The organism is Tabrizicola oligotrophica (assembly GCF_011008935.1).
Lineage (GTDB): Bacteria > Pseudomonadota > Alphaproteobacteria > Rhodobacterales > Rhodobacteraceae > Tabrizicola_A > Tabrizicola_A oligotrophica.
The window spans coordinates 179,441-195,211 of sequence record NZ_JAAIVJ010000004.1; the positions used below are offsets into that span (position 1 = coordinate 179,441).

A 15,771-nucleotide genomic window follows, 5' to 3' on the forward strand; every position below is an offset into this window, starting at 1 on the left:
ATGGATCATTTCATCTACAAATCAGGGGTGTTGCATGCCGAAGGCGTGGCAATCCCCGACATTGCGGCGGCAGTCGGAACGCCGTTCTACGTCTATTCCGCCGCCACGCTGACCCGCCACTATCGCCTGTTCACCGAGGCGCTGTCACCCCTGCCGCATCAGGTCTGCTTTGCCATCAAGTCGCTGTCGAACCTTGCGGTGCTGAAGCTGTTGGGCGACCTTGGTGCCGGGATGGACGTGGTTTCGGGCGGCGAATACCGCCGCGCCAAGGCAGCGGGCGTACCGGGCGACCGCATCGTGTTTTCCGGCGTTGGCAAGACGCGCGAGGAAATGCGGCTGGCGCTGGAAGGCGGCATTCGCCAGTTCAACCTTGAAAGCGAGCCGGAGATGCGGGCGCTATCCGAGGTGGCTTCGTCGATGGGCGTCACCGCCCCGGTGACAGTGCGGGTGAACCCCGATGTCGACGCCAAGACCCACGAAAAGATCGCCACTGGCAAGTCCGAGAACAAGTTCGGCATCCCGATTGCCCGCGCCCCCGAGGTTTACGCCGAAATCGCCCGGCTGCCGGGCCTGCGCGCCGTCGGCATCGACGTGCATATCGGCAGCCAGCTGACCGAGCTGGAGCCGTTCGAGGAGGCTTTCACCAAGGTCGCCGCCCTGACCGAAACCCTGCGCGCCCAAGGCCATTCCATCGAGCGGCTCGACCTTGGTGGCGGTCTGGGCATCCCCTATACCCGCTCGAACGAGGCCCCGCCGCTGCCGACCGACTATGGCGCGATGATCAAGCGGACTGTCGGGCATCTTGGCTGCGAGATCGAGATCGAGCCGGGGCGGCTGATTTCCGGCAATTCGGGTCTGCTGGTGGCCGGTGTGGTCTATGTGAAGAACGGCGAGGGCCGGGATTTCCTGATCCTTGACGCCGCGATGAACGATCTGGTCCGGCCCTCGATGTATGGCGCGCATCATGACATCGTGCCGGTGATCGAAGCCCCGGCGGGCAACCCCTCTGCCGCCTATGACGTGGTCGGCCCGGTCTGCGAAACTGGCGACACCTTTGCCAAGGGGCGCGGCCTGCCGCTTCTGGCCGAAGGCGATCTGGTGGCCTTCCGCTCGGCCGGCGCCTATGGTGCGGTCATGGCCTCGGAATACAACACCCGGCCGCTGATTCCGGAAATTCTGGTGCAGGACGATCACTTCGCCGTCATCCGGGCGCGACCAAGCTTTGACGAAATCCTCGGTCGCGATAACATTCCCGCATGGCTCTGACCTGGCGAGGCGGATGGACGACCACGCGAAAGCCACGCTGAAACGGATCGAAACCCCGCTGCGGTTGACCTGGGCGGGGCTTTGGGCTGAACGTGCCGTTCGCGCCTTCTGGCCGCTCTGGACGCTGGCCATTTCGCTGCTCGCCGCGCTGAGCTTCGGGCTGCAGGACCATCTGCCGCTTGAGGCGCTTTGGGCCGGCGCGGTGGCCGCGGCGGTCGGACTTGCGGCGGCCTTGACCCATGGCCTGAGCCGCTTCCACAGACCCACGCGGACCGAGGCGCTGGTGCGGCTTGACAGCCGGTTGCCAGGCCAGCCGCTTGCCGCGCTGCGCGACACGCAGGCGATCGGCGCCACCGACCCTGCCTCTCGGGCGGTCTGGGCCGCGCATCTGGCGCGCATGGCGGAACGGGCAAAGGCGGCAAGGCCGGTGGAACCGAACCTGAAACTTGCCGCGCGCGATCCCTTTGCGCTGCGCTATATTGCGCTGACAGCGCTGGTGATGGCGCTGATCTTCGGCTCGATCTGGCGGCTGGGCTCCATGGCTGCGCTGGCCCCGGGTGGGGCCAGCGACATCGCGGCGGATGGCCCGACCTGGGAGGGCTGGCTGAAGCCGCCCACCTATACGGCCAAGCCGACGCTTTACCTCAACGATCAGACCGCCGAATCCCTGACCCTGCCGGTCGGGACCAAGTTGCAGCTCCGGCTTTACGGCGAGCCGGGCAGCCTGATCCTGTCGGAAACCGTTTCGGGCCGGACCGAGGTTCCCCCGGCCTCGGACGCGGCGCAGGATTTCACCATCACCCAAAGCGGCAAGCTGGCCATCGACGGGGCCGGCGGGCGCGAATGGGCGGTCAGCGTCACCCCCGACCGCGCGCCCACCATCGCCGCCGATGGCCCGATCTCCCGCGACAAGGGCGGGCGCTTCAAGCAGAAGGTCAAGGGCAGCGACGACTACGGCATCACCAAGGCCACGGTCACGATTGCGCTTGATCTGGCGCAGGTTGACCGACGCTTCGGTCTGGCGCTGGAGCCCGAGGACCTGGCCCCGGTGGTGCTGGACCTGCCGATGCCGCGCAAGGGCAAGCGCGAGGAGTTTGCCGTCACACTGGTTGACGACCTGTCGCAATCGGTTCTGGCCAACATGCCGGTGACGCTGACCTTTGCGGCCGTCGATGCGGCGGGACAACAAGGGAATTCAGCCCCCACCACAGCCGTGCTGCCCGGCAAGCGCTTTTTCGATCCGGCGGCGGCGGCGCTGATCGAACTGCGGCGCGATCTGCTGTGGACCCGCGCCAACGCCCCCCGCGTCGTGCAGATCCTGCGCGCCCTCACCCACAAGCCCGAGGGCTTTTTCACCAATCGGAAGGCCTTTCTGCGGCTGCGCGTGGCGATGAAACGGCTGGAGGCGGACGCCGCCTCGCTTACCCCCGCCTTGCGGGATGAGGTGGCCGAAGAGCTGTGGCAGATTGCCCTCCTGATGGAGGAGGGCGACCTGAACGACGCCAGGGAACGGCTGAAGCGCGCGCAGGACCGGCTGGCCGAGGCGATCAAGCGTGGGGCCTCGCCCGAGGAAATTCAAGAGCTTATGGATGAGATGCGGCAGGCCATGGATGACTACATGGACATGCTCGCCGAGACCATGGAAGAGCGCACCCCCGAAGAGCAGTCGGCCGACGGCGGCGCCACCATGTCGGAAGACCAGCTGCAGGAAATGCTCGACCGGCTGCAAAAGCTGATGGAAGAGGGCAAGACCGCCGAGGCGGCCGAACTTCTGGCGCAGATCCAGGAAATGATGGAAAACATGCGCATGGTGCAGGGCGACGGTCAGGGCGGCAAGGGCCGCGGCAGCCCCGGCCAGCAGGCCATGCGCGATCTCGGCGAAACCCTGCGCGGCCAGCAGGGCCTGTCGGACGACGCCTTCCGCGACATGCAGCGCGGGCGGCAGGGCGAGGCCGAAGGAGATGGCCAGCAGGGCGAGCAACCCGGCGGCGAGAAGCAAAGCCTTGCCGAGCGGCAAGAGGCGCTGCGGCGCGAGCTGGAACGGCTGGAGCGGCAGGGCAACCTGCCCGGCAAGGGGGGCGACAGGGGCGAGGCCGGGCGGCAATCGCTGGACAACGCCCGCCGCGCCATGCGCGAGGCCGAGGACGCCCTGCGCGACGAGGATCTGCCCGGCGCGCTCGATCGGCAGGCCGAAGCGCTGGAGGCGCTGCGCGACGGCATCCGTGACTTCGGCGAAGCTCTGGCGCAGGAGAACCGCCAGGAGGGGCAGCGTCAGGCCGGAGCCGAAGCCCGACAGGACGACCCCGAGGGCCGCGATCCGCTGGGACGCCAGACCGGCGAAAGCCTGCGGATCGGCTCGGATGACAACCTGCTGTCCGACAAGGAGGTCTATCGCCGGGCCGAGGAACTGCTGGAGGAAATCCGCCGCCGCTCGGGCGATCTGGCCCGCCCGGAAGGCGAACGCGACTATCTGAAACGCTTGCTGGATCTGTTCTGAAAACCCGCCGGGCAGGATCTACAGGGCCTGCGCGGCGCCCAATTGGTTCGCGGCAAGGATGAACAGCAGTGCCGTCAAGCCCATGATGAGGCAAAGCCTCGGCGCCGACTGGCGTTTGCGGTCCTTCGGGATGTCGAGCATGGCGTCCATGGCTTCTTCTATACCCTTTCGCCTTCCCAATTGAGGCAATCCCGGCGGGAATTGCGCGACAAACTGTTCCTGCCCAGGAAACCCCACCGCTTTCCCGCGCCCTGATGGCGTGACCGCATCGACCTTGGCCCCTTGATGCTTTCCCTTTCCCCGGCGATGCGCTAATCCGCCTAGCAAAGCTGACCACGACCGACCCGAAGGGCCAATGCGATGAAATTCACCCTGTCCTGGCTGAAAGACCACCTTGAGACCACGGCGTCGCTGGAGGACATCCTCTATGCGCTGACCGATCTCGGGCTTGAGGTCGAGGAGGTGGTGAACCCGGTGGCCAAGCTGGCGCCCTTTACCCTTGCCAAGGTGCTGGAGGCCACGCAGCACCCCGACGCCGACCGGCTGCGGGTGTGCAAGGTGCTGACTAATGAGGGCGAAAAGCAGATCGTCTGCGGCGCACCCAATGCGCGGGCGGGGATCACGGTCGTGCTGTGCAAGCCGGGCGATTATGTGCCGGGCATCGACGTGACCCTTGGCGTCGGCAAGATCCGCGGCGTCGAAAGCCATGGCATGATGGCCTCGGAGCGCGAGCTGGAGCTGTCGGACGAGCATAACGGCATCATCGAGCTGCCCACGGGCGAGGTCGGGCAAAAGTTCACCGACTGGCTGGCGGAGAACCGTCCGGCGGTCTGCGACCCGGTGATCGAGGTGAAGATCACCCCGAACCGCCCGGATGCGCTGGGCGTGCGCGGCATTGCCCGCGATCTGGCGGCGCGGGGCTTGGGCAAGCTGAAGCCGCTGGAGGTGCCGGCGATTGCAGGCGGCTTTGCCAGCCCGGTAACGGTGGCGATCGACGAGAGCCTGAAGGCCAAGGGCTGCCCGCATTTCGCCGGCCGCACCATTCGCGGCGTGACGAACGGCCCCTCGCCCGACTGGCTGCAGGCCCGGCTCAAGGCCATCGGCCTGCGCCCTATCTCGGTGCTGGTCGACATCACCAACTATTTCACCTTCGGCCTGAACCGGCCCTTGCACGTCTTCGACGTTGCCAAGGTGCAGGGCGGCGTGCTGCGCATCCACCCGGCGCAGGGCGGCGAAGAGTTCCTTGCGCTGGACGGCAAGACCTATGCGCTGCGTGCCGGCATGATGGCGATTTCCGACGCCGACGGGGTGGAAAGCCTTGCCGGCATCATGGGCGGCGAGCATTCCGGCTGCACCGACAAGACCACCGAGGTCTTCCTTGAAAGCGCCTTCTGGGACCCGATCACCATTGCCACCACCGGCCGGGCGCTGAAGATCAACTCGGACGCCCGCTATCGTTTTGAGCGCGGCGTGGACCCAGCCTTCACCCTGCCGGGGCTGGACCTTGCGACGCGGATGATCCTTGATCTTTGTGGCGGCGAGGCCTCGGATCTGGCGGTGGACGGCGCGGCGCCGGACACGACGCGCGTCTACAAGCTGAACCCGGCGCGGGTCAGCAGCCTTGTCGGCATGGAAATTCCCGAGGCCGAGCAGCGCCAGACGCTGACTGCGCTGGGCTTCAAGCTGAACGGCAATCAGGCGGTGCCGCCGTCGTGGCGCCCCGATGTGCTGGGCGATGCCGATCTGGTCGAAGAGGTCGCCCGTGTCGCCAGCCTGACCAAGCTCGTGGGCAAGCCGCTGCGCCGCATGGTGCCGGGCGTGCCGCGCCCGATCCTGACGCCGTTGCAGATCCGCGAGCGCGCGGCGCGGCGGACGATTGCCGCGCTGGGCTACAACGAATGCGTGACCTACAGCTTCATTGACGAGGCGGCGGCGGCGCTCTTTGGCGGCGGCAGCGATGCCGTGCGGGTGGAGAACCCGATTTCATCGGAAATGACCCACCTGCGCCCCGATCTTCTGCCGGGCCTGCTGCGCGCCGCTGCCCGCAATCAGGCGCGCGGCTTCATGGATCTGGCGCTGGCCGAGATCGGCCCGGCCTTCCACGGCGGCGAGCCGGGGGAGCAGCACCTGCAGGCCACCGGGCTTCTGGTCGGCGCTTCGGCGGCGCGCGACCCGCATGGCTCGCGCCGCCCGGTCGACGTGTTCGACGTGAAGGCCGATGTCGAGGCGGTTCTGGCCGCGCTCGGGGCGCCGGCCAAGGTGCAGATCAGCCGCAAGGTGGCCGGCTGGTTCCATCCGGGCCGGTCGGGCGCCATCGGGCTTGGGCCGAATGTCATGGCGAGCTTCGGCGAGGTTCACCCCAAGGTGCTGGCCGAAATGGGCGTCAAGGGCCCGGCCATGGCCTTTACCGTGCTGGTCGCCGCCGTGCCGCAGCCCAAGGTGAAAACTCCGACCCGCCCGGCGCTGGCGATTTCCGACCTGCAGGCCGTGGACCGCGATTTCGCCTTTGTCGTCGACAAGGGAGTTGAGGTGCTGACCGCCGTCAATGCCGCGCAGGGCACCGACAAGGCGCTGATCGAAAGCGTCCGGGTCTTTGACCAGTTCACCGGCGACAAGGCCGAGGCGCAGATGGGCGCCGGCAAGAAGTCGATCGCGCTGACGGTGCGGTTGCAACCGACCGACAAGACCCTGACCGAGGCCGACATCGAGGCGGTGTCGAAGAAGGTGATCGAAAAGGTCACCAAGGCCACCGGCGGCACGCTGCGCGGCTAAAGCCTCTCGTCGCCGGCCTGTCACGGCAGGCCGGCGCGCGCTTACTTCTTCGCGCGCCAGCTTGCGAGCCAGGCCCTGATCCGGCCAATCACGCCGCTGGCCTTGGCCTCGACCCCGTCCCAGGTCTCGCCCATTTCCGCCGCGACCGGCTCGACCGAGCGTTCCCAGAACTGCGCCCACATCCGGCGGATCATCACCACGAGGAAAATCAGGAAGGCGATGACGACGACCGGCACCCAGGGGATGATCCGCTCATCCGGCCCGGTCGCCTCGCGCATCGAAACCGCGTTCGGGTAGATCGACAGGAACGGGAAGCGCCAGCCGTAATGGGTCACCACCACCCATTTCGGCGCCTCGGCGGTGGATTTCAGGTTGCCCGCCTCGGCTTGCAGGTTGGAGCTGTCGTATTTGAAATAGGGCGGCCAGATCCAGCCGGTATCCTCGTTGCGGTAGACGATCACACCGCCATCGGCATAGGAGGCGTCTATGAAACGGATGTCGCGCGTTGTCGTGCTTTCCGCCGTGCCGATGTCGGGCACCGAATAGGCCCAGGAGTTCTCGGGGCCGACCGAGGTCAGCCGGTTGTAGGTGTTGGTGATCCGCACGATGTCATGCTGCGGCAGCGTGTAATGCAGGAAGCCCAGCACGAAGAGCGCCGCGATGATCCTGAACGCCCATTTCACCTTGGTCCACATCGCGAAAATCCCTTACTGTGCGTTGATGACGTAGACGGTGGCCAGAAAGACCACCATCGGAATGATATAGACCAGAAGGATCAACCGTCGCCGCAGGCTGTGGCGATAGGCCTGCATCCCGGACTCGATATAGGTGGCGCGCTCGTCCTTCGCAGCCCCCTCGCGCGCCGGATCGGTGTCCCATTCCTTTTCAAGCTTTTCCCGCCGCATCGAGCGGGAATAGATCGAGACCAGCAGATAGACCACCGTCAGGATGACAAAGGCCAGAATCCCCGCCCGAAACAATGCGATCATCGCCGTCCCCCGCTTGCGCCCCAAGGCCCGACCACCGGCCCCACATCGCGCGCGGGCCGCGGCGCGGGGCGGTCGCGGGCGTCCATCGACGGCTCCGGCCCGAACAGCGCCGCGCGCGCGCCCTGCGCATCCACCTTGTACTCGCGTTCCAGAAAGCCCGCCACCCATTGCCGCTTGCGCTCGGACCAGCGGGCGTAATGGGCGTAGAACAGTTCCTTGTGGGTGATGAACATCTGCCGCACGTCCATCGGGGCAAGTTCGCTGAGAAGCATGTTCACCAGATCGCGGTCTTTGCCGGGGGCGGCGCGCAGGGTGTAGAAATAGCAGGCGTGTTCGCTGGTGATGCGTGGCCATGGCCCCTGACCTTCAACCCAGCGCAAGAGGCTGGCCAGGCCGAGGAATTCGTCGGGCAGCGCATCGCCCAAGCGGTAGGCGATCTTGCGGAGTTCAGTCCGCCGAGCATCGCCGATCTCCAGCCCCAGCGCCTCGGCCGCTTCGACCAGAATGAAATCCATCTTCTGCCGCAGGACCGCCGCCGCATCCAGCCCCCGCGCCTGCACGATGGGTTCCACCAGCCCGTTGCGATCCAGCCATTCGGCGATCTGGTTGCGGCGGGTCATATCCATGACCGGGCTGATCGGCATAGCGCCAAGGCTCTCGCGTGGCAGCGAGGCGATCACGCCGGGAAAGGCCACGTCCTGAAACACATAGATGCCGCCGAAATGGCTGGTCCAGAAATTCGGCTGCTGGAAGGTCATGGCGGGCAGGCTGATCGGCACTCGGGTCACATCACCGGTCTTTCTTGCCAGCGCAATCATCTCGGCAATCAGCACGTCGTCACGCCAGCCATCCGGCTCCTGCCGGAAACGGTTGATCTGCCCCGCCAGCCTTTCGGCATCCGCCACATGGCCACCGATGGTGTCGGCCTCGACCGTCACCTGTTTCATCTCCAGAAGCCGCGCCGGCGCGGAGACCTCATAAACCGAACCCTGCAACTCCCCGCACACCGCATCCCGCGCCGTCAGGGCAAAAAGCTGCGCTTCATTGGCCTCGATGAACTGCATGAGAATGCCGCGAGAGGTGGAGAACTTCATGTTCAGAAGCGGCGCGGTCTTCTGGCTGGTGGTCAGCAGGATGAACTGCCGGTTCGCCCCGTTGGGGTTAAGGTAGATCGGATCGCCCAGCTCATCCCCGATTTCCGGAGAGTAGCCGGAAATGTCGATGTGGAAATCGGTGAGCTTCGTGGTCTTGCCGGTCAGGTGCTTCAGCGCGCGGTTATAGCGCTCGACCAGCGCCGGCGAGGAGATTTCGATGAGATTGCCGAACATCAGGCCGGCGGCGATGAGGCGGTTCATGGCGTGGCTCCTTGGGCAAGCACCCCCCACCCCCTCCCTCCCCACAAGGGGGAGGGGGCCGCCTTGGAAACAGGGCGTGCCATGTGCCGCTTGGCACCTCCCCTCCCCCTTGTGGGGAGGGGCCGGGGGTGGGGGGAAAGCCGGCCAGTCTGCAAACCAGATCCAGTCATTCCTCACATCCCTTCAACATCTCTCCGTCCCCCTTGCGGGGGCGGGGGGCAAGCTTCCAAAGCATCAAGCACCACCTGCATCACCCCGTCCAGATTGCCGTCCACGTCGGCGTTCCAGAACCGCAAGATGGTGAAGCCTTGCGTCTGAAACCACGCATCGCGCGCGGCATCATCGGCCCCGCCATGCTGCCCGCCATCCACCTCGATCACCAATTGGCGGCCGAAATCGGCAAAGTCGGCAATGAACCGCCCCACCGGCGCCTGCCTGCGGAAATTCAGGCCCAGACGATGATTGAAGTCGCGCAGTTGCGCCCAAACCCGGCGTTCCTGCGGCGTCATCTCTGACCGCAACCGGCGGGCCTTGGCGCGGGTGTCGGGCGCGATATCCGTCATGGCGCGGCGCCCCCCACCCCCGGCCCCTCCCCACAAGGGGGAGGGGAGGTGACGGACGACATAGGGCGGGATCTTTGCCCAAGGTGGCCCCCTCCCCCTTGTGGGGAGGGATGGAGTGGGGGGAAAGGGTCAGCCATTGGCCTTCCCCTCCAGATACCGCCGCTTGGCCTCTTCCTGCCGCCCAAACTCCCGCACCATCCCCTCGATCGCCACCTCATCCGACTTGTCGGCATAGCGGAATTCGCTGTCCGCATAGCGGTTGATCTCCTGCACCACCATCTCGACCGTAATCGGCGTCATCAGGCCCCGGATCATCGCCAGCTTCTCGTCATAGCCCTTGAACAGGAACAGATCGGGGTTCTCCATCCACTCATCGGGCAGTTCGAAATCCATCGCCCGCACCTTCACGGCATCGGTGATGTTCTTGACCGCCCGGCCGGTGAACCGCTCATCCGCCTGCTGGATGGCCTTCAGGTAAGCCCCGAGCTTGGCAATCGTGTCCAGAGGGCCGATGTCCACCGCCACCTTGTCCCAGACCTTCACCAGACCCGCCTCATGCGGGCGCGAATGGCCCTCGAAACTGGCGGCGACGGCGCGTTTGATCTCTTGCGCGGCGAACAGGTCATGCGCGCCCAAAGGGATCTGATGGTTTTTCCCCAGCAAGAGGCTGAGAATGTCGATGTAATCCTCACGGCTCTGCGGCCCGTCCACCAGAAACCGCGCCCCAGCCCGCTGGCGCAGCGCGTCGTCCACGTTCTCGGGAAAGTTCGAGAACATCCCGAAAGTGCAATTGCCGCGCACCACCGTATTGGCCCCGGCAAAGGCCCCCATGAACACCGCCGTCACTTCCTGCTGACCGGCCGAGGACTGCCGATCCCCGCGCTTGCCGGCCACTTGGTCAATGTCGTCAATCGTGCCGAACCCGATCACCGCGGGGTCAAGCACATTGTCGACGAAGGCCTTGGCGTTCTGCCCCGACTTGCCCTGATAGCTGTCGATCTGGTCGATGGAGAAGTTCTGGTAGCGGAACGGATAACCCGCCACCTTGCAGTAATCGTTGAGAAGTCCTGCCATCATCTGGATGAGCGTGGTCTTGCCGGTGCCGGGCTTGCCATCGCCCATGAAGGTGAAGATGAAGCCGCCAAGCTCGGCAAACGGGTTCAAACGACGCTCGAAATCATAGGCCATCAGCATCTTCGCCAGCCGCATCGACTGGTATTTCGCGATGTGGTTGCCCACCACCTCCTGCGGCTTTTTGAACTGCATGGCGAGCGCGCCGCCCTTGGCCGCCCGGGCCGGCTTGAAGCCGGAAATCGCCAGCCCGTCCGCCTCGACCTTCCAGCTCGATCCGGTGAAAGCCGCCGTGCCGCCCGCGGTCTGCGCCCGCAGCGCGACCTTCTGCATCAGCGCCTCGGCGAAGGCGGCGAGGGTGGCCACAAGGCGCGGCTCGTCGCTGGCGAAGGTGGCAATGTCCTGATCCAGCTCCCACAAGGCGCCTTGCAGGGCCAGGGGTGCGTTATCAGTCAAGACCTCCTCCACCTCGCCGATTTCAACAGTGGTGGCGCCGAGATGCGGGGCGAGCAGGAAGGCCGCGCTGTTGGCGAAGGTGTACAGCACCGCCAGCGCCTCGCCGGCCAGAAGGTCGGTGAACTCGGCGCGCTTTGCTTCAGGAAGACGGCCCTCAAGATTGGCCTTCTTCAACTCGGCCAGCCCCGATTGTGCCGAAACCGCCTCCCCCAGCGCCAGCGCAATTGCCACGCTGCGCCGCAGTGCGCTCAGCGCTGAGGCTTGCAGCGGCGAAATCAGCCCGTCGCCGAAGCCTTCGATCCGCTCATAAAGCCGCACGCCGCCCGGCCGCGCGGTCGATCGCGCCGCCATGCCCGGCACGGTGGAGCGAAAGCGCGGCCGCGCGCCGATGCCGGGCGACCGCTCCGCCTCCGCCGCCGGCGCGCTCGCCTTTGCCAGTCGCGGGGCGTGGTCAAAGCCCGAAAGCAGACCCAGCGCGGCGGCGTACTGCGCCCGGATCGCGTCTTCCCTCAACTCCATCGTATCGCGCGTGACCATCACCATCCTCCAACACCTGTGCCTCTGCCCGGCCTTCGCCTCCGGCGGGGATATTTGCACCAGTATGAAAGGCCGACTGTCTTTCATACTGGTGCAAATATCCCGGGGGTCCGGGGGCTGGCCCCCGGGGCGGCCGCCGTCATACCGCCGGAATGATCTGTCCTGCCGCCCCGACGACGAATTTCCGATAGGGGCGCAGACCGGGGGCGTCGACTTCGACCAGGGCCTGAAACACCGGCTCGGGCAGGATCACCATGCGTTCGGTCGAGGTGGTGCCGGTGTCGATGCCGTGGACCGGGTCCAGCTTCCAAATCTGGCGGTTGGCGGTGGAGAACCAGCCATCCTTCACCTCCTCCTCGCGGTCCGAGACGATATCCTCGACCGTCCACACCAGCGCCCAATCCTGCCCGTCCGGCGCGCTGGCGGCTTTCAACACGTCGGAAATCGGCCCCGATTGCAGGGTGAAGTCCTGGCTGTGCATCGGGCCAAGCGTCAGGCGGCGCAGGCGTTTGGGGTGGATCGCCGCGAAATCCTTGTCAAAGCCCTGTGCCATGGTCAGAAGTTTCAGCCCGCCCACCGATTGCGCCATCAGGCCCTGTTGCACCAGCGGCCAGCGGCGGTCGTCATTCGGCAGCGGCTTCTTCCCCGAGTCCTGCACGTCGAAAAGATAGACCACCGGCAGGTTGGTCTGGGTGTCCCAGACTGCCCAGTGGATCAGGAACTGCCGCCGGTCTGCGGCCTCGGCGATGAACTGCGCCTCGGGGTCGTTGCGCGCCCAGAAGAGGCCGCCCGCCGCCAGCGCCTCGTAGTAAAGCCGCTGCGAAAGGGCGAATTGCAACTCGGTCGGCACCGTCAGGTCGCGGACGATCTGGCGCACCATGCGGTCTTTCAGCTCGGCTTCCGAGGCCATGCCCGACAGGTGCTTGCCGACCTGCGCGGCATCCAGTGCCATGGTCATCAGCTCCTGCGCCACCGGAAAGCCCGACTCGTGCCGGTCAAAGGTAAGGCGCGGGGCGGTGTCGGTGCGGCCCGTCATCAGGTATTTGTGGCTCAACGCCGCAAAGCTGGCATTGAGGCCGGCCAGATAGCGGCCCAGCACGCGCGCCTCGGTGCGCGTCAGCCTGCCCTCAGCCTCGACCTCTCCGGCCACCCGGCCGAGATGCCCGGTGATCCGGTCGAACTTGGCGAAGTAGCGCCGCGCGATGGCGGTGTCGTAAAGCTCGGTATGGTCGGAGACCAGAGCCTCCTTGATCTCGGCCAAGGCTTAGCCCCCGTAGGCGTTCTTGTCGTGTTTCTCGACAATGGCGGCAAAGCGGCGGGCAAAGCGTTCGTCGGCCTTGGCCTTTTGCTCAAGGATCTGGCGGGCGAAGACCATGTGGCCCTCGTGGGCCTCCAGCATGTCGGCCATCTTGTCATTGGTGGCAGCCCCGATCGCGGCCATGGCGGCCTGCGCCTCCTGGTCGGTTTTCACGCCGATTTCGTTGATGCGGTGGGCGACGTCCTGCTGCTGGGCGGTTTTCAAGCTTGAGGTCAGGGCATCATAAAGCACCACGCGCTGCTTGGTGTCGGTTTGCAGCTTGTTGATCAGCACCAGCTGCGTCGCCGCCTGATTGGTCAGGCTGTCCACCCAAGTCTTGCCCTTTTCGATATAGCGTTCAAGGGTCTGGCTTTTGGCCAGATGCACCTGTTCGTCCTGCACCAGCGCGTTGTATTTCGCGTTCAGCGCCGCCAGATCGGTTTCCAGCTTGGTGCGGGCGGCAGCGTCCTGTTCGACCGCGATCTTGTTTTCCAGCTCGATGATCTTGGGATCCATTGCGGCAATCTCGGCCCGCACGGTTTCCAGCGCCGCCACCGTGGTTTCGCGCTGGGTCAGCGTGTCGCCAAGGTTCACCTCGACGCGAGATTTCTGGCTGTTCAAGAGGTCAAGCTGGCCCTGCAACAACTTCACGATGACATCCGACTTGGCGATCAGGTCTTGCAGCTTGTCGTCAATCGAGGCGGTGCGCAGCCGTTCCTGCCGCATCGATTCCGATTTGGCGGCGGAAAAGAAGCCGATGAAGCTCTCCATCCCGGTTTTCGACCGCATCTCGTCGAAGTCCTTGGAAAAGCCCGCCGTCACGTCGTCCAGCCCCATGATGAGTTCCGCGATATTGGCGTTCATCAGGTCGGTGTGCTTGTGCACGTCTTCCAGCGTGGCGTTCTCGATGTCGATCGCCGTCCCGCCCGCCTCAAGCTTGGCGCGGCTTGCTTCGATCCGGGCGGTGATTTCGGAGATCTTGGCCTGCGCGGCGCTTACCTGCTTTTGGCTTTCCTGAATCTGCGCGTCGAAATCGGCCATCTGGCCCTCCCTTTGAACTGGTCCGCCTGATTATGTAATGAAGATTCACATCATTGCATCCCTGCCGGCGAAGATATTTTCGGTGCGTGGCGCCTTGGGTCTATGCCTTATCCTTGCCGAAGTCAGGCCCCCCCGCAACGGGCTTGTCAGCCGGCGGCGGCGGGCTGCGGTATTTTGACCGGGGGCAGCGCGGGCCGGTCCGCTTTGCAGCCAAATTTCCGCCGCTATTGCGCGGAAGATGGCCGGAAGGCAGTTCATGATATTTTGGGACAAGGCATATGAGCAGATTTTTGGCGGGTGCCGCGACGGGCACCTTGTTCGTGCTTGTCGCGGCGGCGGTGATTGCTCCGCCGGGCGCGCCGCCACCGGAAACAGCATCGGCTGCACCCGCCCCGGCTGCGGCACCCCCGCAAGAGCCGGCGCCTGAGCTGACCCCCGTGCGCCTGCGGACCATGATCCACGCGGGCGATGTCGCCGGGGTCGAGGCGGCGCTGACCGGGCTTTCGACCACGGGCAAGGACGCCCAAGCGCGGATCCGCAGCATCTATGCGATGTTTGGCGAGCGTCACCCGAAAACCATCGCCTTCACCGAGGACTGGCTGCGGCAAAGCCCGGCCTCGCCGCTGGCGATGACCGCCCGGGGCTGGGCGCTCGAGTCCGAAGGTGGGGCGCTGCGGGGCGGCGGGACCGCGCGGGAAACCTCGCCGCCGGCGATGGCGGCGCTGCAGGAACGACATACCGCGGGACTGGCGCTGATGCAGGCGGCGCTGGCGGCGGACCCGGCGTTCCTGCCGGCCTCGGACGGGGTGATCGCGATGTCTTTCACCACCGGGCAGCAAGCCCTGATCGAGCCGGAGGTCGCGCGGATCATGGCGCTCAGGCCGAACCGCTGGACCCTGACGCTGGCCGGTCAGGGTCTGGCCCCGAACTGGGGCGGCAGCGAGCGGCAGATGCAGGGGTTGTGCCGGGCCTATGCGCCCCTCGTAACCGATTGGCCGGGCTATGATGCCGAGGTCTGCCTTGTCGACGGGCAGGTGAAGGCCGGCTATCTGCGCGGCGCCGAGGCCGAGGCGCTGGCCGAAAAGATCCGGCATTCGGACAACCCGGCCCTTGCCGGTTGGAACGAACACAACGGCACCGTGCCGGGCGACAGCCCCAGCGACCGGCTGGCCTATCTGGACAAGGTCAAGCAGGATCGGGAGCTGAGCCTTGCCGAAGCGCGGCTTTACGATCAGGACGCCGGGCAGACCGCCATTCTGGCCGGCGACACTCGCCCGCCGGAATTTCCCGCCGCCCTTGCCCGCGAGGTCGAGATGGCAAGGGGCAGGGCCGAGGCCAATCCGGGCAGTTGGGACGTGGTGGCGCGGTTTCTCAACATCGCTGCCGAAGACCGGCAGGTGAACGGAACCAAGGCCGACATGGACGAGCTTTGGCGGCGCCAGATCGGGGCCTTGCGGCTTTTGCCCTATGAGCCGCGGGCCTGGACCTCGGTCGGCATGACGATCTTTGGCCGCGAGGCGGCGAACGATGAAATCGCGGCGATGGCCGAGGCGGAGCCGTATTTCATCAACGCCGTAGTGTATTCCAACCATCAGAGCCGGCGCCTGACGGAACTGGCGTCACCCAAGCTGGCGGTGATGCTGCGCGCGATGATGGCCGGAGCGCTGCCGGTGGACAAGGAGCGCTGGCAAAGCGTGGTGCAATGCCCGCTGGTCCGTCAGTTGCGGCTGCTCATGGCGGTCTGCGAGGCGGAAGGGATGGGCTTTGGCGACTGCACGGGGCTGCCCTATGAGGCGGGCAACATGCAGGACCTGATCCGCGACATTCAGGCCGCCGGAAGCTGCAAGGCCGAGGCCACCGCCGCGCTGGAAGATCTGGCCTATGCCCCGGTCGAGGTGGATCTGCCGCAGGATTGACAGCGCTTCCG

At 65.9% G+C, this 15,771-nt stretch carries 12 protein-coding genes; 4 read left to right on the forward strand and 8 right to left on the reverse strand.

Annotated elements, in window-relative coordinates; genetic code table 11:
- On the forward strand, positions 1–1,266 hold the full coding sequence (lysA, locus tag G4Z14_RS09445; RefSeq protein WP_164625046.1) for a diaminopimelate decarboxylase: 1,266 nt from the start codon (positions 1–3) through the stop codon (positions 1,264–1,266).
- Positions 1,267–1,279: 13 nt separating this feature from the next.
- A complete protein-coding gene (locus G4Z14_RS09450; RefSeq protein WP_164625048.1) occupies positions 1,280–3,763 on the forward strand; it encodes a TIGR02302 family protein in 2,484 nt (827 codons plus the stop codon).
- An 18-nt stretch (positions 3,764–3,781) separates the two neighbouring features.
- Here the strand turns inward: G4Z14_RS09450 and G4Z14_RS19095 are convergent, their stop codons facing one another.
- Entirely contained in the window at positions 3,782–3,913 is a 132-nt protein-coding gene (locus tag G4Z14_RS19095) for a hypothetical protein (RefSeq protein ID WP_265331853.1), read from the reverse strand.
- 210 nt (positions 3,914–4,123) lie between these two features.
- Here G4Z14_RS19095 and pheT point away from each other — a divergent pair, with 210 nt between their 5' ends.
- On the forward strand, positions 4,124–6,535 hold the full coding sequence (pheT, locus tag G4Z14_RS09455) for a phenylalanine--tRNA ligase subunit beta (RefSeq protein ID WP_164625050.1): 2,412 nt from the start codon (positions 4,124–4,126) through the stop codon (positions 6,533–6,535).
- A gap of 41 nt (positions 6,536–6,576) precedes the next feature.
- Here pheT and G4Z14_RS09460 read toward each other — a convergent pair whose 3' ends face one another.
- The 7 genes from G4Z14_RS09460 to G4Z14_RS09490 all read right to left on the reverse strand — a co-directional run bounded on the left by G4Z14_RS09460 (position 6,577) and on the right by G4Z14_RS09490 (position 13,844).
- Positions 6,577–7,230, reverse strand: coding sequence for a DUF1523 family protein (locus tag G4Z14_RS09460; RefSeq protein WP_164625052.1), 654 nt, complete (start codon positions 7,228–7,230; stop codon positions 6,577–6,579).
- Positions 7,231–7,242: 12 nt separating this feature from the next.
- A complete protein-coding gene (locus tag G4Z14_RS09465) occupies positions 7,243–7,524 on the reverse strand; it encodes a hypothetical protein (RefSeq protein ID WP_164625054.1) in 282 nt (93 codons plus the stop codon).
- Entirely contained in the window at positions 7,521–8,879 is a 1,359-nt protein-coding gene (locus G4Z14_RS09470; protein WP_164625055.1) for a DUF6638 family protein, read from the reverse strand. The genes G4Z14_RS09465 and G4Z14_RS09470 overlap by 4 nt, the downstream gene beginning before the upstream one ends.
- Positions 8,880–9,052: 173 nt before the next feature.
- Positions 9,053–9,442, reverse strand: a complete 390-nt coding sequence (locus tag G4Z14_RS09475; RefSeq protein ID WP_164625058.1) for an endonuclease domain-containing protein — start codon at positions 9,440–9,442, stop codon at positions 9,053–9,055.
- 129 nt (positions 9,443–9,571) lie between these two features.
- Positions 9,572–11,512, reverse strand: coding sequence for an AAA family ATPase (locus G4Z14_RS09480; RefSeq protein ID WP_227751629.1), 1,941 nt, complete (start codon positions 11,510–11,512; stop codon positions 9,572–9,574).
- Between the two features lie 133 nt (positions 11,513–11,645).
- Positions 11,646–12,767 (reverse strand): hypothetical protein, encoded by a 1,122-nt coding sequence (locus tag G4Z14_RS09485; RefSeq protein ID WP_227751630.1) that lies wholly within the window; start codon positions 12,765–12,767, stop codon positions 11,646–11,648.
- Positions 12,768–12,770: 3 nt separating this feature from the next.
- Positions 12,771–13,844, reverse strand: coding sequence for a coiled-coil domain-containing protein (locus tag G4Z14_RS09490; protein WP_164625060.1), 1,074 nt, complete (start codon positions 13,842–13,844; stop codon positions 12,771–12,773).
- A gap of 452 nt (positions 13,845–14,296) precedes the next feature.
- On the opposite strand from G4Z14_RS09490, the gene G4Z14_RS09495 reads away from it, so the two are divergent.
- Complete coding sequence (locus tag G4Z14_RS09495) at positions 14,297–15,760, forward strand: hypothetical protein (RefSeq protein ID WP_164625062.1); 1,464 nt, start codon at positions 14,297–14,299, stop codon at positions 15,758–15,760.
- Positions 15,761–15,771: the final 11 nt, after the last annotated feature.

Bases quoted from the DNA above. Each gene is read 5' to 3' on its own strand.
- lysA (WP_164625046.1), top strand. From the start codon at position 1: ATGGATCATTTCATCTACAAATCAGGGGTGTTGCATGCCGAAGGCGTG.
- G4Z14_RS09450 (WP_164625048.1), top strand. From the start codon at position 1,280: ATGGACGACCACGCGAAAGCCACGCTGAAACGGATCGAAACCCCGCTG.
- G4Z14_RS19095 (WP_265331853.1), bottom strand. From the start codon at position 3,913: ATGGACGCCATGCTCGACATCCCGAAGGACCGCAAACGCCAGTCGGCG.
- pheT (WP_164625050.1), top strand. From the start codon at position 4,124: ATGAAATTCACCCTGTCCTGGCTGAAAGACCACCTTGAGACCACGGCG.
- G4Z14_RS09460 (WP_164625052.1), bottom strand. From the start codon at position 7,230: ATGTGGACCAAGGTGAAATGGGCGTTCAGGATCATCGCGGCGCTCTTC.
- G4Z14_RS09465 (WP_164625054.1), bottom strand. From the start codon at position 7,524: ATGATCGCATTGTTTCGGGCGGGGATTCTGGCCTTTGTCATCCTGACG.
- G4Z14_RS09470 (WP_164625055.1), bottom strand. From the start codon at position 8,879: ATGAACCGCCTCATCGCCGCCGGCCTGATGTTCGGCAATCTCATCGAA.
- G4Z14_RS09475 (WP_164625058.1), bottom strand. From the start codon at position 9,442: ATGACGGATATCGCGCCCGACACCCGCGCCAAGGCCCGCCGGTTGCGG.
- G4Z14_RS09480 (WP_227751629.1), bottom strand. From the start codon at position 11,512: ATGGTGATGGTCACGCGCGATACGATGGAGTTGAGGGAAGACGCGATC.
- G4Z14_RS09490 (WP_164625060.1), bottom strand. From the start codon at position 13,844: ATGGCCGATTTCGACGCGCAGATTCAGGAAAGCCAAAAGCAGGTAAGC.
- G4Z14_RS09495 (WP_164625062.1), top strand. From the start codon at position 14,297: ATGATCCACGCGGGCGATGTCGCCGGGGTCGAGGCGGCGCTGACCGGG.